The organism is Trinickia acidisoli (assembly GCF_017315725.1).
In the GTDB taxonomy this organism is placed as follows: Bacteria; Pseudomonadota; Gammaproteobacteria; order Burkholderiales; family Burkholderiaceae; genus Trinickia; species Trinickia acidisoli.
On record NZ_JAFLRG010000002.1, the window covers coordinates 846,540 to 871,461 of the forward strand.

Consider the following 24,922-nt stretch of genomic DNA (forward strand, 5'->3'; position numbering starts at 1 on the left):
ATGACGATTTGTCGTTGTGATTCGTCAGTCGAATTCCTATCTTGTAACGAAGCATCGTATGCACGTTCGAGGTGAAAGCAAATGGACATAGCTGTCAAACGGTTGGGGTTAGGCAGCACGGGGATCGGCCGCGCGGCGCAGCGCTGGGCCGGATGGGGTTGGCCCCTCATCGGGGTGCTCATGCTCGTGACGGCCGGGATCGGCGCGTTCGGCACGGTGAGCCTCTACAGCAGCGAAGCCGAAGTCCAGCATTCGAACGCGGTCTACGCCGGCCTCGAACGGCTGCTCGCGCTCGCGCGCGATGCCGAAACGGGGCAGCGAGGATACGTCATCACCGGTCGCGACGAATATCTCGAGCCCTATCGAGCGGCCGAGCCGCAGATCGGCGCGCAGTTCGACAGCCTGGCGTCGCTGCTCGCGGGCGATACCGCTCAGGAGCAGAGGCTGGCGCAATTGCGCATCCTGCTGGACGAAAAGCATCGCGAGCTGCGCACCGTCATCGACATACGGCGGATGCAAGGATTCGGACCCGCGCAGGCGATCGTTCTGAACGACACGGGCAAGACGTTCATGGACAAAGCGCGCGCGATCGTCGTCGACATGGAGCGCAACGTCGCAGCTCAACTGGCCGTGCGCCAAGCGAGCGCGCGCCGCACGCGAGACTTGGCGGTAGCCATTGGTCTCGCATCCGGGGTGTTGACCGTGCTCATCGTCTTGTCGTTCGGTTACCTGGCGCGACGCATGCTGCATGAGGTGTCGGACTCCGCTCGATCGCTTTTCTTGCAGAAGGAATTGCTCGAGGTGACGCTCACGAGCATCGGCGACGGCGTCGTTGCCGCCGACGTCGACGGACGCGTCACGTTTTTCAACCGGGTGGCGCAGGCGCTGACCGGCTGGCGCCCGGAGGATGCGCTCGGTCACCCCATCGACGATATCTTGCGGTTCGAGCGAAGCATCGACGGCAGCAGGGCGGACAATCCCGGCGTCGTGGCTATTCGCGAGCGATCCATCGTCGAGCATTTGCGTGGCACGGCGCTCGTCGGGCGCGACGGGAAGCGAACGCACGTGGACGCGAACGGCGCGCCGACGTTCGATTCCGAGGGCAAGCTCGTGGGTTCGGTGCTCGTCTTGCATGACGTCACGGAACGAGAGCGTGCCGAAGAACGTTTTCGCGTCGCCGTGGAGGCGGCGCCCAACGCGATGATCATGGTCGATCTCGCCGGCAAGATGACGCTCGTCAATACCCAAACGGAACGGCTGTTCGGCTATACGCGAGCCGAACTGCTCGGGCGCCCGATAGAGATGCTCGTTCCCGAGCGTTTTCGAGGCCACCACGTCAGCTATCGCACCGCGTTCTTCGCCAAGCCGTCGGCACGACCGATGGGTTCGGGGCGCGACCTGTTCGGCCTGCGTCGAGACGGCACGGAATTTCCGATTGAAATCGGCTTGAATCCGATCGAGACCTCCGAAGGTGTCTTCGTCTTGAGTTCGATCGCCGATATCACCGAGCGCAAGCGCGCGGAGCGGCAGTTACGGCAGCGCACCGAGGAGCTCGCGCGCTCCAACCGCGATCTCGAGCAGTTCGCGTACGTGGCTTCGCACGATTTGCAGGAGCCGCTGCGAGCGGTGGCCGGACCGTTGCAGTTGCTGCAGCGGCGCTACGAGGGGCAGCTCGACGAGCGCGCCGACGAGTTCATCGGTCACGCCGTGGACGGCGCCACGCGCATGCAGACGCTGATCGACGATTTGCTCAGCTATTCGCGCGTCGGCCGCCTCGAAGATCCGAAGCAGTCCGTGCAGCTCGCCAACGCGCTCGAGCTCGCGCTCAAGAATTTGGCGGTCGTCGTGGAAGAGACCGGCGCGCAGGTGACGCACGACGCGCTACCTGTCGTGCAGGCGATTCCGATGCAGTTGAGCTTGCTGTTTCAAAACCTGATCGGCAATGCCATCAAGTTTCGGGGCAAGGACCGGCCCGTGCGCATCCACGTCGGCGCGCAAGCGACCGCCGACGGATGGCAGATTTCGGTGGCCGACAACGGCATCGGCATCGACGAACAATACTTCGAACGCATCTTCGTCATCTTCCAGCGCTTGCATACGCGCCGCGAATATCCCGGCACGGGGCTCGGGCTTGCGCTGTGCAAGCGCATCGTCGAGCATCACGGGGGAAAAATTTGGCTGGCATCGACGCCGGGCAAGGGCACGACGTTCTTCTTCACCGTGGCCCGTTCGGCGGGCGCAGACGCAGGCTAACGCATCGTTCTTGGGAGTGTGTGCTCATGCTACGCGATGACAGCGGCAAGCTCGTTCATATCCTGCTCGTCGAGGACAGTCCCACCGACGTCATGTTGACGAAGGAGGCGATGGAGCAATACAAGGTCCTCAATCCGCTCGACATCGTCGAGGACGGCGTCGACGCGATGGACTACCTCAAAGGGCGCGGCAGGTACGCCGATAACCCACCGACCCGCCCGGGGCTCATCATCCTCGATCTGAACTTGCCGCGCATGAGCGGGCGCGAAGTGCTGTCCGAGCTCAAGAACGATCCCGAACTGCGCAACATTCCCGTCGTCGTGTTGACGACGTCGAAGTCGGAAGAGGACGTAGTCAAGTCTTATTGTCTCCACGCGAATTGCTACATTACGAAGCCCGTGGATTTCGCGAAGTTCATCGACGTCGTACGCAGCATCAATGAGTTTTGGTTCGGCGTCGTCACGCTACCGCCGGTTCGATCTTGAATACGCCGTCGTCCGTCAGGGTTTTGCTCGTCGAGGACAGCCCCACCGATGCGTTGATCATCGGTGAAGCGCTAATCGACGTTACCGAGTTCGAGCACGAGCTGACCCGCACCGAGTCGCTCGCCGACGCGCTCGCGCATGCGCAGGCGACGCGTTTCGACGTCGTCTTGCTCGACCTGGGGTTGCCGGACGGCAACGGCATCGATACGTTCCGCCGTTTCCGGCAGGTCGCGCCGGAAACACCCGTGCTCGTCCTGACGGGGCTCACCGATATTTCCGTCGGGCTCGTGGCGATTCAGGAAGGCGCGCAGGACTATCTGCTCAAGCGCGAGATTCAAGCGGCGCTGCTCAGTCGCGCGATACGCTACGCCATCGAACGCAATCGTGCGCTGACCGCGCTTGCGGCGAGCGAAGAGCGATTTCAACTGGCGGTCAGCGGTGCCAGCGCGGGCCTGTGGGATTTGAATCCGCATACCGGCGAGTTGTACCTGTCGCCGCATTTCCGCGAGATCGTCGGACACGACGAGGACGAACTGTCGAACGACATGCACGCGCATTTTCAGATCATTCATCCCGATGACGTCGAACGCGTCACGCTCGCGTTGAGGGCGCATACGCAGGACCGGCATCCTTACGACATCGAATATCGCGTCCGCACGCGCGCGGGGGACTACCGTTGGATTCAGTCGCGCGCACAGGCGCTTTGGGACGCGTCGGGCACGGCCTATCGGATGGTCGGCTGGATTTTGGACGTGACCGATCGGCGGCGTGCGAACGAGGCGCTGCGCGAATCGCGCGAAGAGTTGCAGCGTTTGTCGGCGAACATTCAGCACATCCGCGAAGAGGAGAAAACGCGGATCGCCCGCGAGTTGCACGACGATCTCGGACAATTGCTGACCGCGATGAAGATCGACATGGCCCGTTTCGAGCAGACGTTCGAAAGCAGGATCGACGCGGCGTCGGGCGGCGCGCTGCGCAACATCTATGGGCTCATCGATCAGCTCGTCGCTTCCGTGCGCCGCATTGCCGCCGATCTGCGTCCGGTGATGCTCGACGACCTCGGCCCAATTCCCGCGATCGATTGGTTCATCCACGAGTTTTCTGCGAGGCATGGCATCGTCGTCAATGCGCAACTCGACATCAACGAAGTCGCGTTCAATCGAGACAGCGGCACCGAGGTGTTTCGCATGGTGCAGGAAGGATTGACGAACATTGCTCGGCATTCCGGCGCGAGCGAGGCCAGTATCGAGATCGCCCGTGACGAGCCGTTTTGCATCGTCAAGATCCGCGACAACGGGCGTGGCGCGTTGCCCGACGCACGGCGCAGCCGCAAGTCGTTCGGATTGCTCGGGATGCGGGAGCGGGCCGCGCGGCTCGGCGGCGAACTGAGCGTCGAATCGGCGCCGGGCGAGGGCTTCGCGTTGACCGTCACGCTGCCGCTTGCCGTCGTCGAGACACCCGATGTCGACGATGCCGGCGTCGCAAGCATCGTCAAACACTGATTCGCCATTTCTCCTACGCGCGACCTCCAATCGAGCGGGCACGCGTATTGCTTGTGCTGTGCCCGGCTATGCCCTGGGGGCACGGCAGCCTGGGCGCGCGGGGCGCCGTTGCGAGGATTGCGGCAACCGGCCGCGGCATGAACGACGGAACCGCTGCGCTTACGACAAACCGTATGGAGGATTGAGTTCGTGGCGACGTACAAGGAATTACTGGCAAGAAAACAAGAGCTCGACGCCGAGATCGAGGAGGCGCGCAGAGTCGAGGCGGAGGCGGCGCTGGCAAGCGTGCGCGAGACTATTGCCGCATTCGGATTCACCCCGGACGACCTGTTCGGCACCCGTCGTAAATCACGTAGCGTACCGATCGCCGCACCGCGCTTTCGCCACCCGGAAACCGGTGAAACCTGGGGCGGGCGAGGGCCGCGGCCGCGGTGGCTGAAGGGCAAGGATCCGGAGCAGTTCCGCGTCGGCGAGTAACGATTCGGGGCTGACGAATCGCGCGGCGGACGGTAAATTTGCGCGTCGTTTCACGTAAGTTTTTCCGGCCATTGACTGGCCGTCGATCAAAAGATGGACTGCCGCTTGCCGCATCACACCGGCGGCTCCACGTCTGCCGCAAGTGTGATGCTCCGCACGACCTCGATGGCGCGCCGATACGACGCGTCGAACAGCGTACCCAACCGCTCGAAGCCGTCCACTTCGCCCGTGGACGCGCACGCCTCGATCTCCGCGCACAGGTCCCCGAGCGGCAACGCGCCGATCGAACGAGATGACGACTTCAGCTTGTGCGCAATGGCGGCCGCTTCGTGCGCGCGGCCATCGGCCAAGCGCGCACGCAATTGCTCGGCGAGCTCGGCCGAGCATTCGACATACTCGACCAGCAGCGCTTGCACGGTCTCATCATCGTCGCCGACGATGCCTTTGAGAACGTTGATGTCGACGATCGTTCCGGCGTCGTTGCTTTTCGCGGGTGGATTTGGCGCGTCGCGCGCAAGGTCTTTCGGCGCGGTGGCGGTAGCGGAAGGGGAAGGACTTACACCGTTCGGGGGCGACGAGCGCGGCGTCATGTGATCGCTCGCATGGGCGACGGCCGTGGCCGCGCCGTCTTGCTCGCCGCCGTGTCGTGACGGGGTCCATTGCGAGAGCGCTTGTGCGAGCAAGTGCAGTTTGAGCGGCTTCGTCAGGTAATCGTCGATGCCGAGCGTTTTGGCGCGGTTCGCTTCGCCGGTGATCGCATTGGCCGTCAATGCGACGATCGGCGCGCGTGCACGCGCGTTCAGCGCTTCGTCCGCGCGAATCGCCTGCGCAAGTTCGTAGCCGTCGCGCCGGGGCATGTGCAGATCGGTCAGAACGAGCGTGTAATCTTTCGCGCGCCACATCTCGAGTGCCTGCTCCCCATCGACGGCCATATCCGCCGCGTAGCCGAGCAGCGCCAATTGCCGCGAAATGACGCGGCGGTTGATCTCGTCGTCTTCGGCAACGAGCAACATGACGTCGTCGCCCGCAGGCGTTTTGAGAGCGAGGTCGTGTTCGCCCTCCGGGGCCGCCATCGTTTCACAGTTCGCGCGGCCGGCGGCGAGCGCGACGGCGTCGACGAGAACGCGCCGGCGCAGCGCCTGCGCGCCGATCGAGACGGTCGTGCCCGTGCGCGTCATTGGCGCGAGGCTGCGCGATGCCGCGATCAGCACATCTCCCGCCAGCACGGCCACCGCGGCCGACGTGCGAGGCCCGACCGTGTCGGTCGGGCAGCGTTCGTCGTGTACGAGCACGCGCGGGCCAGCCACGCGCGAAAGCGCTTGCCAGGCATCGTAGGCGTCCGCGGCGATCTCGACCTGCGCGCCCGCGTGCCGCAGATAATCGGCCGCATCGTCGCAGCGCCAGTCGGGCGAAGCGACGACGACGCAGGTGAGTCCCGACAGGTCGGCCAGCTTGCGCGGGACGGCGCCGGTCGCGGGCTGAAGCGGCAACTCGACGGTGAACGTCGAACCCCGGCCCGGCTCGCTTTGCACCGACATCCGGCCGCCCATTAGCGCGACGAGGCGGCGGCAGATTGCGAGGCCGAGGCCCGTGCCGCCGAAGCGGCGCGTCGTCGACGCTTCCGCCTGGCTGAACGGCTGGAACAGTTTCGCCAGCGTCTCGGCCGTCATGCCGATGCCGTTGTCGCTGACATCGAACCGCGCCTCGGGGATGGCGCCTTCGACGAGCGTCGCACGCAGTGCGATGCAGCCTTGAACGCCGGTGCGTCCCGCCGAAAACTTGATTGCGTTGCCGACGAGGTTGTAGAGAATTTCACGCAAGCGCGTGTCGTCGAACATCGCACTCGGCGGCAGCGCGGGCGAGACGTAGGTACGCAGCGCGACGGCGCGGGCATCGGCGACGGTCGCGAGCGACGACGCCAAGCTGTCGACGACGTCCTCGATCGAGGTCGGTACGCAGTCGATCTGCAGCTTGCCTGCCTCTATCTTCGAAAAATCGAGAATATCGTCGATGATCTTGAGCAGCGCCGATGCGCAATCGCGAATCGTGCAGACCATTTCCTTTTGATCGGCCGACAGCGTCGAGCGGGTCAACACCTCGCTCATGCCGATTACGCCGTTCATCGGCGTGCGGATCTCGTGGCTCATCGTCGCGAGAAAAGCGCTCTTCGCGCGCGACGCCGCTTCGGCATCGGAGCGGGCCTGTTCGAGCTGCGCGCCTTTCGCGATTTCCCGCTCGTGCGCGGCGGCCAAGCTCTGCAGCAAGGTCTTCGTGCGCCGCTCCGTCGCGACGATCAGCACCGTCAGCAACACGGCGGCGGCCAGCAACAGCAGGCTGCGTGTGCGCCACGCGACGAGGTACTCGCTCGTTGAATAGCCGACGGCGACGGCGAGCGGATAGTCGTTCAGCGTGCGATAGCTGATGATGGTGTCGCGCCCGTCGATGAACGAGGCCGTGCGCAAGTTGCCCGAGGGCGAGCGGGCCAATGCACGCCGAAACGGATCCGTCGGAGGCAGCGTGGCGCCGACCGTTTCGTCGTGACCCGAGCGCAGCGCGCGAACGATGAAGTCTTTCGTGCCGACGACGGCAACCACGCCGCTCTTGCCGATACGCAAGCCGTTGTAGAGTTCGGTGAAGTAGCTCGGGTCCACCGACACCACGACGACGCCGAGAAAGCGCCCATCGAGCGAGCTGATTCGCTGCGAAAGCTGCAGCGACGTCTTGCCGCTCGCGCGGCCGACGACGGGCCGGCCGATCATCAACGCCGTGCTCGGGTCGTGCACGTGAATCTGGAAGTGCTCGCGGTCGGACAGATTGATCGGCGCGAAGCCGGGTACCGTCGATGCACGCAGATAACCTTGCGAATCGATGACGGCGACTTGGACGAACACGTCGAGCTTGAGCAGCCCCGAACTCACGTAGTAGGCGAGCGGAATCGAAACGCCGTCGTTTTGGACTTGCCACGAGACGAGCGCCGCCACCTGTTCCGCCTCTCGTATGACGCGCACCGTGTGTGCCGATAGCGCATCGGCGAGCGCGGCGGCGCCCGATCGCGCGCTACGCATTTCGGCGTTGGCATCCCACAGCGTCAACGCGCCGAATGCGAGCCAGAGCGAGGCGATCAGCAACAGGCTTTGCAGCTTCACGTGCGTGAAGCGGCGGCGCAGCGAATTCGGCGACGAATCGATTGCCGCGGCGGGCGAAAGGTTCGAGGTGTCGAGCGGAGCATCCATGTTCGAGGCGCGAAAAACGTGGAAGCGGTGATCAGCGAAAGACGCCTGGTCATCGAGCGAATGGCGTTTACTACGGCGCGGCGCGCGAAAACTTCATACGGATTTCTCCGATTCGGCTTGTGTCTTTGTTGATAACGATCAATAGAACGTCACGCGAGCGTGCACGGATATTGCAGGGCGAATAGGGCCGCGACGAGCGCCAGCGTCACGGCACCCCTACCGGGTACCGCTCCGGCGTGAGGCGCGAGCGTCTACAATCGCCGCATTCTCATACGTTCACATCGAATTGCGCTCTCATGACGACCGAAGCACGGCGCGCACAGGCCAAGGCCTACCACCTCGCGGGTAACCTCCAGGCCGCGCGGCAGTTATATGAAGCGATTCTCGCCGACGATCCAACGGACGACGACGTATCGTTTCGCCTCGGCATTCTCGAATGGCAGATGAGCAACGGCGAAACGGCGCTCGTTCGCATCGCAGGGGTGCTGGCCCGCCAGCCGATGCAATTGCGCTATCGCTTGGGCGAAGCGCAAATTCTGGCCTCGCTGGGGAGGTTCGACGAAGCGGTCAGCGCATGCCGGCGCCTGCTCGCCGATGAGCCCGATTCGGTCGACGGTTGGTTCGCCCTCGCTTCGGTGTTCGAGACGCGCGGGCAATGGGACGATGCGGCACAGGCATACGCTTCGCTGCTCGAACGCGAGCCGGCCCATGCCGACGCCCTCAACGACCTCGGCAACTGCCGGCGGCGGCTCGGTCAATGGGAGGCTGCACTGTCGGCCTATCGCCGTGCGCTAGACGCGCGCCCCGGCTTTGCGGATGCACTCACGAACCTGGGGACACTATTGCAGGCGCGGGGCTTCGTCGATGACGCCATCGATCTGTTGCGCGAGGCAGCGCGTGCCGAGCCCAGCGTGGCCGTGCATCACGCAAATCTTGGCGTGGCGCTGGCTGCGTGCCGCCGGTTCGACGAAGCGGCGCAGGTCTTGTCCCAGGCGCGCGCGCTCGGGCCCGGCAGCGCGGATATCGCCTACAACCTCGGTAGCGTGCTCCATGCGCTCGGTCGCCATCGCAATGCCGTCGCTCAGTACGAAGCGGCTGTGGCGCTCGCGCCGGAACATGCCGACGCCTACAACAACCTCGGCATCGTGCTGAAAGAACTCGGCGCATTCGCGGCGGCGGCGCAGGCGTTCGATGCGGCGCTGCGCGTCAGGCCGGCTTTCGTTGCGGCGCGCAACAATGCCGGCAGCCTGGCGCGCACGCTCGGGCGCATGGATGACGCCGAGACGCACTATCGAGCGGCGCTCGCGTTGCAGACCGACGAAGCATTCGCCGATGCGAGCGCAGCGGCGCAATGCTCGGCGACCTACAACAACCTCGGCAACGTATTGAAAGACACCGGTGCGCTCGACGAAGCCGTCGAATGCTACCGGCGGGCCATCGCGTGCGACAGCGCCAACCTCGTCGCGCACTGCAACTTGGCTTACGCATTGACGTTTCAACTCGATGACGGCTACGCGATTCTGGCGGAATGCCGACGGCTGGCCGAGCGTCACGAGACGCCGCTCAACCCTACGCCGACGGTCCATGCCAATGCGCGCGTGCCGCACAAGCGGCTGCGGATCGGCTATGTGGCGGCCGATTTTCGCGATCATTGCCAATCGCTGTTCACCGTGCCGCTGTTGGCGCACCACGATCATGGCGCGTTCGAGATCGTTTGCTATTCGAGCGTCGAGCGCCCCGATGCGCTGACGCGGCGCTTGGCGGGCTACGCGGACCGATGGCGCGAGGTGCGCGAGTTCGACGACGACACGTTGTCCGACGCGATTCGCGAGGACGGCGTCGACGTGCTCGTCGATTTGACGATGCACATGGCTGACGGCCGCCCGCTGTTGTTCGCGCGCCGCCCCGCGCCGGTTCAAGTCGCATGGCTGGCCTATCCGGGTACGACCGGCAGCACGGCGATCGGCTACCGTCTGACCGACCCTTGGCTCGATCCGATCGACGCGGCGCTGAGCGACGATCGCTACAGCGAGCGCTCCGTTCGCTTGCCCGATACCTTTTGGTGCTACGACCCGCTAACGGACGAGCCCGCTGCGACAGCGCTGCCGGCAGGGCAAGCGGGGCGGCTGACGTTCGGCTGCCTGAACAACCCCTGCAAGCTGACCGAGCGGACGATACGCCTTTGGGCTCGCGTCCTCGCGGCCGCTCCTGAAAGCCGGCTCATGTTGATGGCGCCGCAAGGACGTGCGCGCATTCGGCTCCTCGACCGGCTGAAAGCCCAAGGCATCGACACGGCGCGTGTCGAGTGCGTTCCGTTCAGGCCGCGCGCCGAGTATTTGCGTACCTACCGTGAGATCGATCTCGCGCTCGACACCTTTCCCTACAACGGCCATACGACCAGCCTCGACGCGCTATGGATGGGCGTTCCCGTCGTGACCCGCGTGGGTGCGACGCCGGCCAGCCGCGGCGGCTTCAGTCAGTTGTCCAACCTCGGGCTGGCCGCGTTGGCAGCGCACACCGACGACGACTACGTGCGAATCGCAACGACGCTTGCGGCAGATCGCGAAGGTTTGGCGGCGCTGCGGGCCGAGTTGCGGCCGCGCATGCAGCGTTCGCCGCTGATGGACGGCCCGCGCTTCGCACGCAACGTCGAGCAGGCCTATCGGGCGATGTGGCGTGATTGGTGCGAACAAGGCGCCCCGCGCTGAACGCGGTTCTACGCATGCAGCGCGGCATGCTGCGGCGGCTCGCCGGGCAAGTCCGGGATCACTTCGAGACGATAGCCGTGCCCGTACACGGGCGTCAGGCGCACGCCGTTGTCGGGCCTCAATTGCAGCTTGGATCTCACGCGCGACATATGGGTGTCGAGCGTTCGAGAGATGGCATTTTGCGACTGACCCCAAAGCGTTCCGCCAATATGCTCGCGCGATAGCACGCGCCCCACGTGTTGGAAGAGCAGCAGGACGAGATCGAATTCCCGCCCCGTCAATTCGATCGGCGTTTCCTGTAGAAAGCACGCGCGGCGGATGGGGTCGATGCGGTAGCGGCCAACCTCGATCGTCGTCTCGGCCGCGGTTGCGTCGGGGTAGGCACGGCGACTGAGCGCATCGATCCGCGCAAGCAACTCGCCGTTGCGGATCGGCTTGATCATGTAGTCGTCGGCGCCCGCCGACAGCGCGGTCACGATGTCGCTTTCGAGCGAGCGGCTCGTCATGAACAGAATCGGCACGCGTTCGGGGAGATTGGCGCGTGCCCATATCGTGACTTGATGGCCGCTTACCCCAGGCAGGCTCCAATCGAGCAGTAATAAATCGAAATGTTCGCGCTTCAATCGGCGGATCAACTGGCTGCCGTCGCGAAACAACTCGCATTCGTGACCATTCGAATGTAATGTCTCGCCGATGTGCTCAGCGAGGACGTCGTCGTCTTCCAAATAGGCGATCTTCATTTTTTCTGATCTCGCTCGCATACATCGGATATGCTTGGTAAGTTTGCGTGGGAGGAATGCGACTGGAATTTATTTCGATCGAATTGTACCGCCGTTCCCAAAAAATGGATTGCCGGCTGTGCTGCGGGGAGGGTGATTGACACTTGTTTGCAATTGCCGCGGGGGTTCCCGGCCGCCCGTCGCCAGTGCTTGACCTACCGCAGTTGGAAATCGAATGTGGTGCACAAGTGCTGCGCTCGGCGGTGCGCGGGATAAAAATTTTTGTTGGCTCGCGGCTCCGGCATTCGTGAACGGGCGCGGGAAAGAGAGTGGGGAAAAGATGTCAGTTTCGGTGCCGATGCTGCATGCGGTTTTTGTCATTTTGGCCGCCGCTTCGATAAAAACAATCGTGCGTTCGTAGATAAGACAATGCATACCCAATACGCCGTCTCTGCAACGGCTTCGCGCGAGAAAGCGCTTGGCGTTCGTGAGACTTGGCGTCGCATATGGAATCGCCGTTCGGCGACAGCCGCTGTCGTCACAGCCGTCGCGGCCATCGCGCTCGTTGCCTCGTCTTCCGCCCGTGCGCAGACGACGATCGGCTCGCGTGATACGGCCGCCTATATCACCGTCGCCGGCGATACGCTCTACGAGGTGGCGCAGCGTTATTTGAGCGACGTTGGAGATTGGCGAGCATTGGCTCGGCTCAACCATGTCAGTGCGCCGCGACTCTTGCCCGCCGGGATGACGCTGCGGTTGCCGCTTGCCTTGCTGCGGCGCGACTCGATGCCGGTGAGCGTCGTCGCATTGAGTGGGCTCGTGACCGCGCGATTGCGACACCGCGCGCCGGACGGGCCGGCGGCTCCCGCCGTGCCGTTATTGGCGGGGCGCACGCTGGGCGAAGACGATATGGTCAGCACCGGAGCCAACGGGTTCGCCACGCTGGAGCTCGAAGATGGGTCGCTCGTCAGCCTCACGCCGAACAGCAGCATCGTGCTGTCGATTTTGCGCAAGATGGCGCTCACCGGTATCGAAGATCGCGTCATCGAGCTGGAGCGCGGCGAAGTCACGAACGAGGTGACCCATGCCAAACATCCCGACGATCGCTTCGAGGTACGTACGCCGTCGATCGTCGCCGGTGTGAGGGGCACGCACTTTCGAGTCAACGAGACGCCGTCGATGACGGCGGTCGAAGTACTCGACGGTACGGTGGCCGTCGGCGCGGATGACGCAAGTCGCGGCAAAGCGGATCGGAAAGCCGACGTGCAGCGCTTCGTCGGCGCGGGACAAGGCAGTGCGACGCCAAGCGGCGGCGCGGTCGGCGCGCCCGTGGCGCTGTTGCCGGCGCCGCGGCTCGTCGATCCCGCGAAGGTGCAAGCGGGGCGGGTGGTGACGTTCAACCTCGAGCCTGCATCGGGTGCGAGTGGTTATCGCGTGCAAATCGCGCGCGATGCCGATTTGCTCGATCTGATCCGCGATGCGCGCGTGCAAGCGCCGACAGCGACGTTCTCCGACGTGCCAGACGGCACGTACTTCGTGTGCATTTCGTCGATCGGCGCCAACGGCCTCGAAGGCTTGACGCGCGTCTACGCATTCGAGCGGCGGGCGAACGAGCTCAGTGCATCGGCCGCGCCGCGCGCGCTCTCTCACGAGTACCGGTTCGCTTGGCGCACGTCGCGCGCCGATGCGACCACGCGCTTTCGCCTGGTGCTGTCGCGGTATCAAGACCTGCGTGATCCGATCGTCGATGCGGTGGATTTGACGAGCGCCTCGCTCGTCGTCTCCGATCTGCCGGCCGGCGACTACTACTGGCGTGTCGTTTCCGAACAATACGATCACGGTCGTTTCTACGAAACGATGGGTCCCGTGAGCTCGTTCGTGCTGGCCACGCCAGGGGCACACGAATGACGGCTGACGAGCCGCTTGCCCTGCCACGCCGAGCGCGCTTGGCGTGGCGCCCCACGCTGAGCGTCTGGCAACGCTTCATATGGGAGTGGCTGGCCATCGGCTGCTTCGGCATCGTGGTCGTCTTCGTCTGTGTCTTCGGCGGCATCACGACGAATTTCAACCGGCTCGTCTACGACCGCATGCTCACGCTGCGGTCGCAACCGCTCGCGCGGGAGATCGCGATCGTCCGCATCGACGACGACAGCGTGTCGGAACTCGGCCGCTGGCCGTGGCCGCGGGAACTGCAAGCTCGCCTGATCGATGCAGTGGCCGACGCCGGTGCCGCCGCGATCGTCTATGACGTCCTGTTGACGGAGCCGTCGCAAGGAGACGAAGCGTTGGCGCAAGCGCTGCGCCGCGTGCCGACCTATCTGCCGCTGTTCGTCGATGCGGGTGCCAGCGGACAAGCGGTTCGGCCCGTGCCGGGACTGGCCGCGGCGGCGGCCGGAATGGGCCATATCGATGTCGAGCCCGATTCGGACGGCATCGTGCGCAGCGTCGCGCTGCGCGAAAGCGTAGCCGGGGCGACTTGGCCTTACTTGGTCATGCCGTTGCTCGCCGACATTCGCAGCGGCAAAGTCCCGCTCGCCAACGGGCGCTACCTGGTCGATCCGGAATATCCCCTTGCCGATGCCGCGGCCACGGACGATTCGATCGAGGACGGCGCGTCCCGCGTGCTCATTCCGTTTTCGGGCCGTGTGCCCGACAACGCCCAGGTTTCGGCGCGAGACTTACTGGACGGCCACGTGCCGAGCGGCAGGTTGCGCGGGAAGGTCGTGTTCGTCGGCTTGACCGCGTCGGGGTTATTGACGCACTTGGCGACGCCGATTACGGGACAGTGGGGGCCGACGGCGGATACGTTGCTGCATGCGAACGCGCTCAGCGCACTGCTGACGGGGCGGGAAATCCGACCGGTGAGCCCGCATTGGCTGTTCGTGACATCGCTGGCACCGCTCGCGGCGATGCTGGCGGGGTTGCTGTTTCTGTCGCCCTGGCGGACGCTGCTGCTCACGCTCTGTCTCGGTGTCTTTTCCTTGGTGCTCAGCGCCGTGCTGCTCGAGCGCGCCTGCATTTGGCTCTCGCCCATGCCGGCGCTGATCGCGCTGTCAGTCGTCTATCCGCTATGGAGTTGGCGTCGGCTCGAGATGACGATGTCGCGCATGCAGCGCGAACTGCGGCGGCTGGCAGACGATACCGACATGTTGCCGAGTATTCCGGCGCGCCCGCGCGACGTGCGCGGCGATGCGCTGGAACGGCATATCGCCCTCGTCGAACAAGCTGCCGATCGGGTGCAGGACATGAAGCGGTTCGTGTGGGACTGCTTGAACAGCTTGCCCGAACCGATCTTGGTAGCGGACCGAAACGGCTGCGTTTGCGTTGCGAACAAGGCAGCGCATGCCGTCTTCGGACGGGTAAGCGGCCTGCCTTTGGAAGGGCGACTGCTGACCGAGATGCTCGGCGAAATGACGTTTATCAAAACGATGGCCCCCGAGGTCGTTTCCGACGCGGAGGTCCAAGCGCGCTGGCCCGAGGTTCTCGATCCGACCGATCTCGAGCGCGTGAAAATCGTCGATCGCGGGATCGAGGTGCGCGATCGCTCGGAGCGCGACTTCCTGCTGCGCTACGCGCGCTGCCGCAATGCGCGTGGCGAGGCGTCGGGATATTGGGTCGTGGGCCTGACCGAAGTGACGGCGCTCCATACCGCGGAGCAAGCGCGAGAAGATGCGCTGAGGCTGCTGTCCCACGACATGCGCTCGCCGCACGCATCGGTGCTTGCGCTCATCGAAGAAGAGATGGCCTCCTCGCGCTCCGAACGCGTGCGCACGTTGCTCGAGCATATCGAGCGCTACACGCGACGCGCGCTGACGCTCGCCGACGACTTCGTGCAATTGACGCGCGCGGAGTCGCACGCTTATGTCTTCGAGCCCGTCAATCTCGCCGACATCGTGCTCGATGCGAGCGACGAGATCTGGCCGCAGGCACGCGCCAAGCGCATTCTCGTCGAGACGCACTTCGAAGGCGAGGGGCATTGGATCCATGCCGACAGATCGTTGATGACGCGAGCAGTGACGAATCTGCTCAACAACGCCATCAAGTACAGCCCGAGCGAAACGCTCGTTCATGTGTCGGTGATGCACGGCGCAAACCATCGTGTGCATTGCCGAATCGTCGACCAAGGCTACGGCATGACCGAAGATGCGCTCGCCCATTTGTTCGAGCGTTTTCGTCGATTCAGATCGCCTGGGCAGCCGCATTCGCAAGGGGCCGGCTTGGGTATGGCGCTCGTGAAGACGGTTGTCACGCGTCACGAAGGCGACGTGACCGTCACGAGCGAACCGGGGCGCGGGACCATCGTGACCGTGTCGGTGCCACAGTGGGAGGGCGGTGTTTGAAGCCAGCCGCTCACACGAGTCGAGGCGTTGCGACGTCGGCTGCCTCGCAACGACAACACTATGACGACCGCATGAAATGAAAACGATCTTGCTGTTCGCGGCTTGCGCGGCCGCGTTGATGGGGTGCGCACAGACCGAGACGGCCGTGCGCGTGAATTGCACACGCGCTTTCGGCACTGGTATGCACACCTACGCGTTCGCGGGCGATCCTGCAAGTCCATCCGATGCCGAGGACGAGCGCTATGCATCGGCGATCGCGCATCGGCTGGCCGAACTCGGCTATACCGCCGCGCCGGCCAAGGCGGCGCGCTATCGCATTGCGCTGTCGTACGCGACGCGCCCCGCGTCGGTCGGCGTTGCCTATCCGAGTTGTGCCGGCGGCCCGCCTTGCGGCGAAACCGCGCTGCCCGCCGGCTTCGTCTGGCCCGGCGCGCAAACGTATATCCATTCGCTGACGCTGCGGTTCTTCGATCGTGCCGACGGCAGCGAGCCCTATAGCATCAGCGTGACGAAACGCGATCGGGAGCCCGACTCGACACACGATATCGACTATCTCGTCACGGGGGCGCTGGCACGCCTGCCGTTTGCAACGGCGACGCGCAGCGATGACGGCGATAGGGGCAAGTTGGCCACCTCGGCTACCTCGGCCGACTGCGATGGCCACGCGGATTGGAAGGTGACGTTCCTCAAGGGTGGAACCGATGCCACGCCCCGTGTGGCCCGGATGACCTCGCTACCGCACTGACGGCCCGGCGCCGCCGCCGGCCGCACCGCTGCCGCATGGCTCGTACTCCCCGCCATTCTTCCGTAGAATGCGCGATGCGTACCTCACGCGCTTCACCTTTTTTCGCTTTAGAGCCGCGTCGCCGAAACAATCGCGACGGATGGGACGGTTTGGAATAGGGCCGGCGTATACGCGCAAGCGAGAACTCCGGCCTACCGCGAAGCATGGGACCTGGAGACACATGATGAATACGACAACGATGGCGCCGGTAGGCGATCCCCCTCGCACCGTGCGCCGCATCACGGGCTGGTATGCGGCCTTTCTCCGCGCGGCGTTCGCGCTGCTGCCGGCCTACCTGATCGCCTACCTTTACTACTTTCAAGACCCGCGTCTGCTGTTCGAAAGCCACATGTTTCACGAATTCGCCATCGCAGCCGCCACGCTCGAGGGTTTGTTCGTCAGCTATGTGACGTGGCAATGCTATCGCCTCTCGGGCGAGCCGATTCTGCGCTGGATGACGCTCGGCTTCACCGGCTTCGTGCTGATCTACGCGCTGCACGGTGCGTTCACGCCGCTCGCCCATCACCACATGTGGCTCTTCTTGCTTTACGGCCCGGCTTCGCGGCTGGTCATGTCGATCCTGCTTTTCATCGGCCTGCTTTCGTACGAAGCGAAAGCCGATTCCGTCGAGCGACGCACGGACCGTTGGCTATGGGGCATGTGGTTCGCCGCATTCGTCGTCGCCGATTTGCTCGTCGCCGTACTCGCGAATTCGTCGATCGCCGGCTCGCTCGGCGTGCGGCTTTCGCTCGAGGGCGGCGCGATGGTGATTTCGCTGCTCAACGTCGCGTGCCTAGTCGTTCGTCGGATCCGCTCGCCGCTCATGCAGATCTTCGGCATTTCCGTCATGGCGTTCGCGATGTCGTCGCTCGCGTTTCTCCTCGGCAAGCCGTGGAATCATATGTGGTGGCTCGCTCACGCGATCTTCGCCGGCGGCTTTTTCCTGCTCAGCTACGGCATCGTCCAGGCGTTTCATACGACGCGCTCGTTCTCGACGATCTACAGCCAAGAGGAATTGATGGCACGCCTGCGGGAGCAGATGGCGCGTACCGAAAGCGCGTTGCAGGAGTTGCAACGCAGCAACCAAAAGCTCGAATCGTTGGCGGCCGTCGATCCGATGACAGGTGCAACGAACCGGCGCACCTTCGTCGAACGCTTGGAGGCGGAAGTCGGCGCGGCCAAGCGCGGCGGGGCGCCGTTCTCGCTGCTGGCTGTTGATCTGGACAATTTGCAGCGCGTCAACGCACGGTTCGGCGAGCAGATGGGCGACGCCATCCTCAGAACCGTTGTGACGGCCTGCACCGAGGCAATGCGCCCTTATCACGGCATCGCGCGCGTAGGCGGCGGCGAATTCATGGCCGTACTGCCTCACGCCGCGCTCGATGCTGCGCTGATGGTCGGCGAGCGTATCCGTACGGCGATTCAATCGCTGCAATTCGATGGCGGGAGCGAACGGTTTTCTGTTACGGCCAGCATCGGTATCGCTCAGTTCGGGACGGACGGCACGACGTCCGACGCCGTCATGCGCGCGGCCGGCGATCGCTTGAAACGGGCCAAGACGCACGGGCGCAATTGCGTCATTGCGGTCTGAGCGCTTGCTTAGCGCGGCTTAAGGCTGCGTTAAGCTGCGCTATGCGATGCTCGGTGCGCACCGTTACCTCGAAACAAACGAAACATGCGCTTGCTGTTGGTCGAAGACGATCGGATGATCGCGGAGCCCGTGCTCGATACGATGCGCCGGGCCGGCTATGCGGTCGATTGGGCCCAAGACGGCCGTGCCGCGGAACTTTCGCTCGGCAATGGCGTGTACGACTTGGTGCTGCTCGATCTAGGCTTGCCGAAGAAGGACGGGATTGCCGTGCTGCAAGCCTACCGCGACGCCGGGGGGGCGGCGCCCGTCATCATCCTGACGGCGCGCGATGCCGTCGACGAGCGTGTGCGCGGCCTCGACACGGGGGCCGACGATTACCTCGTCAAGCCGTTCGATCTCGATGAGTTGGCCGCTCGCGTACGGGCGTTGCTGCGCCGGCGTACGGGCCAGAAGCATCCGGTCTACACGCACGGCGAACTCTCGCTCGATCCCGCCGCGCACGAAGTGACGAAGAACGGCGTACCCGTAGCGCTCGTTCCGCGCGAGTTTGCCTTGCTGCGCGCGTTGATCGAATCGCCCACACGCGTGCAAACGAAGGCTCAACTCGAAGAGAAGCTTTACGGCTGGGGCGAAGAGATTGGGAGCAATGCCGTCGAAGTGCACGTCCATAGCTTGCGGCGCAAGATCGGCGCCGAGCAGATCGTGACCGTGCGCGGCGTCGGCTATCGCTTGAGGCGCGTCGAATGACGTCGATTCGCCGCTGGTTGCTCGGTTGGCTCATTTTCGGTTTTGCTGCGGCCTCGTGCGTCGCGGGCTATGCAATCTTTCGGACCGCGCACGAGGAGGCGAGCGAACTGTTCGATTACGAGTTGCGTGCCGTGGCGATCTCGCTGCCGCCGAGCCTGGCGGCAACCGGTGCCTTGACGCATGGCTCCGCGATGACCGACATCTCCGACGATCGCATCGCGATCGAAGTATGGAATACGCAGGGGGGGCTCGTTTATCGATCCGAAGAAGCGCCGAGCATCGCGCGATTGGCGGAAGGCTTTCGAACGATCGAGCGCAGCGAAAAGCATTGGCGTGTGTACGGCTTGCGTCAAAGCGAGCGCTTCATTCAAGTTGCCCAGCCTGTTTCCGTACGCGAGGCACTCGCTCTGCGCCTCGCATTGCGCACGCTGTGGCCGCTCGGATTGTTGCTGCCGTTGATCGTGGCCCTGGTGCTGTTCGTGGTGACGCGCGCGCTTGCGCCGATCGGTGCGCTTTCGCGCGCGCTATCGACCCGCTCGCTCGACGCCCTCGAGCCCGTTCGCTTGCAGGGTGCCGTGCCGATCGAGATCCTTCCGCTCGTCGAGGCGTTGAACGACTTGCTCGAGCGGCTCAATGCCGCATCGAGCGCACAGCGGACGTTCGTTGCCGATGCAGCCCATGAATTGCGTTCGCCGCTGACCGCGCTGAAACTGCAATTGCAAGCCGCGCAGCGCGACGGCACGCTCAGGGGCGAAGGTCAGACGCTCGCACGACTCGAAGAGCGGCTCAACCGCATCATTCGCCTCGTGCAGCAGTTGCTCGCGCTCGCGCGCGAAGATGCCGAGCCGAACTCCGCCTTGACGAGCGTTGGATTGCGCCGCCTCGCCGAACAGGCCGTGAGCGATTTTTCGTTGCTTGCCGAGGAAAAATCGATCGACCTCGGATTGGAAATCGCGCCGTCCGCCGATACGAACGATACGAACGACGCATTCGACGTGCTTGGCGAGCCGCATGCTTTGTCAGTACTCCTGAATAATTTGCTCGACAATGCCATTCGGCACACGCCACATGCGGGACGTGTCGACGTTGTTTTGCATCGCGACGCAGGGCGCGTTTCGTTTGAGGTGAGAGATACGGGCCCCGGCATTCCCGAGGCGGAGTTGTCGCGCGTTTGCGATCGATTCTATCGAGGCACTGAAACCCAAGGGGCGGGCAGCGGGCTCGGGTTGGCTATCGCAGCGCGCGTGGCGAAACGTCACCGTGCCGAGCTTTCGTTGCGCAACAATGCCGACGGGCGCGGGCTCACCGTGACGGTGTCGCCGCTTAGGCCCACACCCGCGGATCTTCGTTTGGGAAACGCATCGGGCTGATTGCGGTGGCTCATGCGCCGCTCATGCATCAATAACCGCCGTTGCCGCCGCTATCGCTGCTGCTGCCGCTACTCGTACCGCCGCTGCCCGACGAATTCATGGAATCGCCGGTCGACGAGCACCCCGATGCCGATAGCGAGGAAAGCGCAAGCGCGAGCGTGATGAATAGCGCGGAAAGTATCCTGAGCGATCTCATCTTCGTTCCTCCAAGTGGGCTCCGGCGCCAAGGCGGCGCCGGTCGTGCCGTTTGAAGGATAGGACGGCGATGCACAATGCGACAGGGCCGGCGCATTCGGCCGGCCCTGTCGTCGATCAAAGATGTTGCGGCCACTAAACGGGCGTACCGCTGCCCGGCGCATCGTCGTACGAATCAGTACTGATGCGGCGGGGGCGGACGATGATCGTCGTGATGATCGCCTCGCGGATCGTGCGCATGCGGATGGCGGCGCATCCAGTCGTCGTGCGCCCAATAGCGGTGGCCGTCCCAATAGCGATCGCCGTGCCAGCCGAGCGAGATCTGCACGTCCACCGGCATCATGTGGGCCTGCCCGTACACGGGCGGTGCTTGCTCAGGCGCGTATTGCGCGAACGCGCTGCTCGCTCCAAGCAGCGCGCCGCCGGCGACGAGAGCGATCAAAATCGAACGGGGCTTCTTGTTTAACGGCTTCATGAGTGCTCCCTCCAGAGTTACGTTGCGAGCGTTGGCTCGAATCGAGCAAGACCAAACCGCGACTCGTGCTGTTTGTTTGCATGATGACCACCTTACCAGCACTGTCTTTTAACAAACGTGAGCACTTGTAAGAAAGATTACGCGTATGAAGTTTGGCGAAGCGCGATGAGGGCGATCGAACGCGAAAGCACTTCACGGATAGGCCGGTCGATCATGCCGTGATGTCTTTCGAAAGCCCTGTGTGAATCATGTCTTCAATTGAAGTGAGTTTCTCCCGCGGTTTCCCTAGATGCCTACCACTGGAAATTTCCTGCTCGTTGATCGCACACCAATCATTCCAACTCACTATTGGAGACTTGGTCAGAGATCGGATAAACGCCAAGTCAGGCGCGGGACGATCTGCCGGCATGCCGACTAGATCTCCCAGCATATGCTTCGTCGTCTCCGTGCTGTCGGAAAGATTCGTGCCGATAACCCCAGTAGGGCCACGCTTGATCCAGCCGGTGGTATAGAGCCCGGGAATGCGGTTGCCTTGGGCGTCAACCACTCGACCTTCGAGATTTGGAATCCGCGCGGAAAGGTCATCGAACGGTATCCCATCGACGCGTTGTCCGCGGTAACCCACGCAGCGCACCAGAAGATCGCACGGGACTGTGCTTACCGTGTCCTCTGAAAGCGCGATCTGACCAAACGGCGGCCCGGACAGACGGTTGCTCGTCAACTCCAGTCCGGTGACTCGGTCGGTACCTTGGACTGCTTTCGGCGATCTCAGAAAATCGAATTCGATGATTCGGTCATCAGCGCCATGCGGATGTTCGCGGTGTCCCAATGTGCTCAATATCTCCACGAGAGTTCGTTGCATCGCAGAACGGCTATCCGCGAGTTCGACCAGGCTGACGTCATTGAGTTCGAGATAACGAGGGTCGATCGCGACATGCCAGCCCTCGAGAGAGACGAGTTCACGAAGCTCCGCTGCGGTCACCTTCAGTTGGGCTGGGCCGCGACGGCCGACGATCCGAATGCTTGAAATGCTGCTGGTCCGAAGCTGACTCAATGCGTAGCCGGAGATGTCGCTTGCGGCAAGGCGGTCAGGCGCGGAGGCCAGAATCCGAGCTACGTCGCAAGCTACATTTCCTTGTCCGATGATGACGACGGACCGGACTGTTGCAAGATCGATCGGCAAGCTCGCGTAGTCTGGGTGACCGTTGTACCAGCCGACGAAATCCGCCGCATCCACGATGCCGGGCAACCACTCGTTCTTTATCCCAAGCGGCGTTCCACCACTCGCGCCAGTCGCGATCAGAAGGGCGCTGTATAGCGTCGTTAATGTCTCGACGCCGATGTCGTGGCCTACCCGGACATTGCCGAAGAATCGGAATCGTTCGGAGCCTGCTACCGTATCGAATACCCGAGTAACAGCCTTGATTTTCTGATGATCGGGCGCCACGCCGAAGCGCACGAGACCGAACGGGACGGGCAAGCGCTCATACATATCTACTTTTAAATTGCTATCACTGCGAAGCAGGTTCTGGGCGGCGAAGAACGCGGAAGGCCCACTACCCACGATGGCGACGGACTGGTTGCGCATGGGAGCCTCCTAGAAACCCAGTTCCGCTCTGCGTTGTTCAGCACCCGGCAGCGGTGCATGCTGTATCGCGATGGGTGGCTTCAGCAGCGATTCCCTGGCGTTGATTTCGACCCATTCGCGTTTGTCCTCGGGAAGATCGAACTCGTCGAAAATCGCATTGACCGGGCACTTCGGCACGCACGCCGAACAATCTATACAGACTGCCGGGTCGATGTAGAGCATGCTTTCACCAAGGCGGAAGGCTGCAACCGGGCATACAGTTACGCACTCGGTAAACCTGCACCCTTGGCAATTGTCGGTAACAACGATGGTCATGGCATCTCCTCTGTCGAATTCTCAACTGCCGCTTGCCTTACCTCGACCAACGTATCGTGGAAGGCGGCACCGCCACCCCAGTCTGAAAGTTGGTCATTGGTGAGCATATTGGCCACGCCCTTGTTTCGCTCGCCTTCCGCGGGCCAGGCAAAAGGCATCGAGACAAGTCCGGCGCGAACTTTATCGCTTATCCTTGCCGTCACCGAGATGCATCCTCGGTCATTGAATACTTCAACGACATCTCCGTCGGAAATTCCTCGATGCTCGGCATCCTGCCGACAGATATCTATCGAACAAGGTTCTTCGGATCGCCGATGTCGCGCCATGTTCGAGTAACAGGTGTTCAGAAAGTGTGATGATTTCTTCGTGATCAGGATCAAGGGGTAACGTGCGAAAAGCTGCGCATTTCCCCCGGGACTTTCTTCGAGCGGCTTGAACTCGGGGAGTGGGTCAAAGCCCGCGGCTTCCAACGACTCCGAATAAAATTCGAGCTTGCCCGACGGCGTGGTGAATCCGCCGTCTTTAAACGGCAACCAACCGTCAGGTACATCAACTCGACGCCATCCGTTTTCGGACAACGATTCGAAGTTGACGTTGTGCATCCACGGGTGCTCGACATCCAATACATCTCTAACCAATGTTTCGTCGTCGTCGAAGAGTGCCGCTTCGGTGAGTCCCATCGCCTTGGATAGCCGCCGAAAGAATTCCGTATTCGAAACCGATTCGCCTAGTGGTTCGATGGCGGGGCGATTCAGTGCAATGTTCAGGAATCCCCACGATGGGACGATATCGAGCTTTTCTATCTGCGTCGAAGCTGGAAACACGTAATCGGCGTATTTCGCCGTATCGGTCACGAATTGATCGAGGACGACGGTCAGCAAATCTTCGCGCTCCAGCCCGCGGCGAACGCTGGCCGCATTCGGAACGATGACTGCCGGATTGCAGTTGTACACAAGCAGCGCGTCGACTTTTGGATCGAGAGTCGTGTCATTCAGAATCTCGCCCAGTCTCGCCATGTTGAAAACCCGTGACGAGGCGCGCGCCAGATCGGGCCTTGTCAACTTGTCGAAGTTGAGCATTTCGCCCAGCACCGCGAAGGTGGAGCGGACCAAGCCTCCTCCTCGCACTTTCCACGCGCCGATCAGCGCGGGCAGACAGGCTATCGTTCGAAACATCATCGCGCCGTTTTCGTGGTGCTCCAGCCCGATCATCAGGCGGATTGCGGCTGGCGCGGTGCTGGCATAAGCGATGGCGAATCTTTCGATCTCGTCTTCCGAAAGCCCTGTGATCCGAGATACCTTTTCGGGAGAATATTCCTGCAACCTTTCCCGCAGCTTTTCGAATCCCTTGGTATGAGCTTGGATGTAATCCGAGTCGTGCAATTTTTCGCGCACGATTACGTGCATCATGCCGAGCGCTAAAGCACCATCCGAGCCAGGAAACGGTCGGATATGCCAGTCGGCGGCGGCGGCAGTCTTGGTCACCAATGGATCGATTACTACGATCTTGGCGCCCGCACTCTGCGCCTGCCGAATGGTGGGCCACAAATGAAGGTTGTTTGTCATCGTGTTGGTACCCCACAGCACGATGAACCGACTGTGCGCGAGATCCAACGGGTCGATGCCTTTCGCGTTGCCTTGTGTAGCGGCTAATCCCGCGCTCGCGGTGTCGCCGCACAACGAACGTTCAAGTTGGCTTGTCCCGACAAACGACGCGAAGCGTCTGTCGAGCGAGCAGTATTCGAGCAGGCCCTGTGAACCGGCAAAGCTAAAGGGCAAAATGGCTTGCGGTCCAACCGTCTCGATCATCTTGTTAAGACGCGCGGCGACATCGGACAACGCCTCATCCCAGGAGACACGTGTGAATTCTCCCGCGCCCTTGGGGCCCGTCCTCTTTAGCGGGTACAGAACTCGATCGGGATTGTAAACACGCTCGAGGAAATGACTGACTTTTGCACACAGCCCGCCTCGTGTGATCGGATGGTCGGGGGCGCCACGCAGCGCCGTCGCCTTTTCATCGCGTACGGTAACGTCCCACGCACATGAATCCGGGCAATCGTGTGAACAGACGCCTCTCACAGAGCGCTCGATGACCTCTGCTGAGGTTGAATTCGTGATAGGTTGCTGCATGGTTTTGCCGC

Annotated in this window: 18 protein-coding genes; 11 read left to right on the top strand and 7 right to left on the bottom strand. The window is 63.0% G+C overall.

Translation table 11 applies throughout. The features are described 5' to 3' along the window. Positions 1–81 precede the first annotated feature (81 nt). From J3485_RS22350 to J3485_RS22365, 4 genes are all read left to right on the top strand, one after another. Complete coding sequence (locus J3485_RS22350) at positions 82–2,253, top strand: sensor histidine kinase (protein WP_206956493.1); 2,172 nt, start codon at positions 82–84, stop codon at positions 2,251–2,253. A gap of 26 nt (positions 2,254–2,279) precedes the next feature. Further along, complete coding sequence (locus J3485_RS22355; RefSeq protein WP_206956494.1) at positions 2,280–2,738, top strand: response regulator; 459 nt, start codon at positions 2,280–2,282, stop codon at positions 2,736–2,738. Beyond that, positions 2,735–4,240 (top strand): PAS domain-containing protein, encoded by a 1,506-nt coding sequence (locus tag J3485_RS22360; RefSeq protein WP_206956495.1) that lies wholly within the window; start codon positions 2,735–2,737, stop codon positions 4,238–4,240. Before J3485_RS22355 ends, J3485_RS22360 begins: the two co-directional genes overlap by 4 nt. Positions 4,241–4,429: 189 nt before the next feature. Then, positions 4,430–4,717 (top strand): H-NS histone family protein, encoded by a 288-nt coding sequence (locus J3485_RS22365; protein WP_309477071.1) that lies wholly within the window; start codon positions 4,430–4,432, stop codon positions 4,715–4,717. A 113-nt stretch (positions 4,718–4,830) separates the two neighbouring features. Here the strand turns inward: J3485_RS22365 and J3485_RS22370 are convergent, their stop codons facing one another. Continuing rightward, positions 4,831–7,950, bottom strand: a complete 3,120-nt coding sequence (locus J3485_RS22370) for an ATP-binding protein (protein WP_206956496.1) — start codon at positions 7,948–7,950, stop codon at positions 4,831–4,833. A gap of 296 nt (positions 7,951–8,246) precedes the next feature. Here J3485_RS22370 and J3485_RS22375 point away from each other — a divergent pair, with 296 nt between their 5' ends. Next, on the top strand, positions 8,247–10,658 hold the full coding sequence (locus J3485_RS22375) for a tetratricopeptide repeat protein (protein ID WP_206956497.1): 2,412 nt from the start codon (positions 8,247–8,249) through the stop codon (positions 10,656–10,658). Between the two features lie 8 nt (positions 10,659–10,666). Here the strand turns inward: J3485_RS22375 and J3485_RS22380 are convergent, their stop codons facing one another. Next, on the bottom strand, positions 10,667–11,398 hold the full coding sequence (locus J3485_RS22380) for a response regulator transcription factor (RefSeq protein WP_206956498.1): 732 nt from the start codon (positions 11,396–11,398) through the stop codon (positions 10,667–10,669). Positions 11,399–11,806: 408 nt separating this feature from the next. On the opposite strand from J3485_RS22380, the gene J3485_RS22385 reads away from it, so the two are divergent. From J3485_RS22385 to J3485_RS22410, 6 genes are all read left to right on the top strand, one after another. Continuing rightward, positions 11,807–13,285 (top strand): FecR domain-containing protein, encoded by a 1,479-nt coding sequence (locus J3485_RS22385; protein WP_206956499.1) that lies wholly within the window; start codon positions 11,807–11,809, stop codon positions 13,283–13,285. Continuing rightward, positions 13,282–15,717, top strand: coding sequence for a CHASE2 domain-containing protein (locus tag J3485_RS22390; RefSeq protein ID WP_206956500.1), 2,436 nt, complete (start codon positions 13,282–13,284; stop codon positions 15,715–15,717). The genes J3485_RS22385 and J3485_RS22390 overlap by 4 nt, the downstream gene beginning before the upstream one ends. Positions 15,718–15,793: 76 nt before the next feature. Next, on the top strand, positions 15,794–16,462 hold the full coding sequence (locus J3485_RS22395; RefSeq protein WP_206956501.1) for a DUF4136 domain-containing protein: 669 nt from the start codon (positions 15,794–15,796) through the stop codon (positions 16,460–16,462). Positions 16,463–16,685: 223 nt separating this feature from the next. After that, positions 16,686–18,092, top strand: a complete 1,407-nt coding sequence (locus J3485_RS22400) for a GGDEF domain-containing protein (protein ID WP_206956502.1) — start codon at positions 16,686–16,688, stop codon at positions 18,090–18,092. A gap of 84 nt (positions 18,093–18,176) precedes the next feature. After that, on the top strand, positions 18,177–18,839 hold the full coding sequence (locus J3485_RS22405; protein WP_206956503.1) for a response regulator: 663 nt from the start codon (positions 18,177–18,179) through the stop codon (positions 18,837–18,839). Continuing rightward, a complete protein-coding gene (locus tag J3485_RS22410) occupies positions 18,836–20,209 on the top strand; it encodes an ATP-binding protein (protein WP_206956504.1) in 1,374 nt (457 codons plus the stop codon). Before J3485_RS22405 ends, J3485_RS22410 begins: the two co-directional genes overlap by 4 nt. 28 nt (positions 20,210–20,237) lie before the next feature. Here J3485_RS22410 and J3485_RS22415 read toward each other — a convergent pair whose 3' ends face one another. The 5 genes from J3485_RS22415 to J3485_RS22435 form a co-directional block, all read right to left on the bottom strand. Beyond that, positions 20,238–20,405 (bottom strand): hypothetical protein, encoded by a 168-nt coding sequence (locus tag J3485_RS22415; RefSeq protein ID WP_206956505.1) that lies wholly within the window; start codon positions 20,403–20,405, stop codon positions 20,238–20,240. Between the two features lie 174 nt (positions 20,406–20,579). Continuing rightward, positions 20,580–20,879: a hypothetical protein gene (locus J3485_RS22420; RefSeq protein ID WP_206956506.1), complete on the bottom strand. Its 300-nt coding sequence runs from the start codon at positions 20,877–20,879 to the stop codon at positions 20,580–20,582. A 211-nt stretch (positions 20,880–21,090) separates the two neighbouring features. Next, complete coding sequence (locus J3485_RS22425; protein WP_206956507.1) at positions 21,091–22,467, bottom strand: FAD-dependent oxidoreductase; 1,377 nt, start codon at positions 22,465–22,467, stop codon at positions 21,091–21,093. A gap of 9 nt (positions 22,468–22,476) precedes the next feature. Then, a complete protein-coding gene (locus tag J3485_RS22430) occupies positions 22,477–22,782 on the bottom strand; it encodes a ferredoxin family protein (protein ID WP_206956508.1) in 306 nt (101 codons plus the stop codon). Continuing rightward, complete coding sequence (locus J3485_RS22435) at positions 22,779–24,911, bottom strand: molybdopterin-containing oxidoreductase family protein (protein WP_206956509.1); 2,133 nt, start codon at positions 24,909–24,911, stop codon at positions 22,779–22,781. Before J3485_RS22435 ends, J3485_RS22430 begins: the two co-directional genes overlap by 4 nt. Between the last annotated feature and the right edge of the window lie 11 nt (positions 24,912–24,922).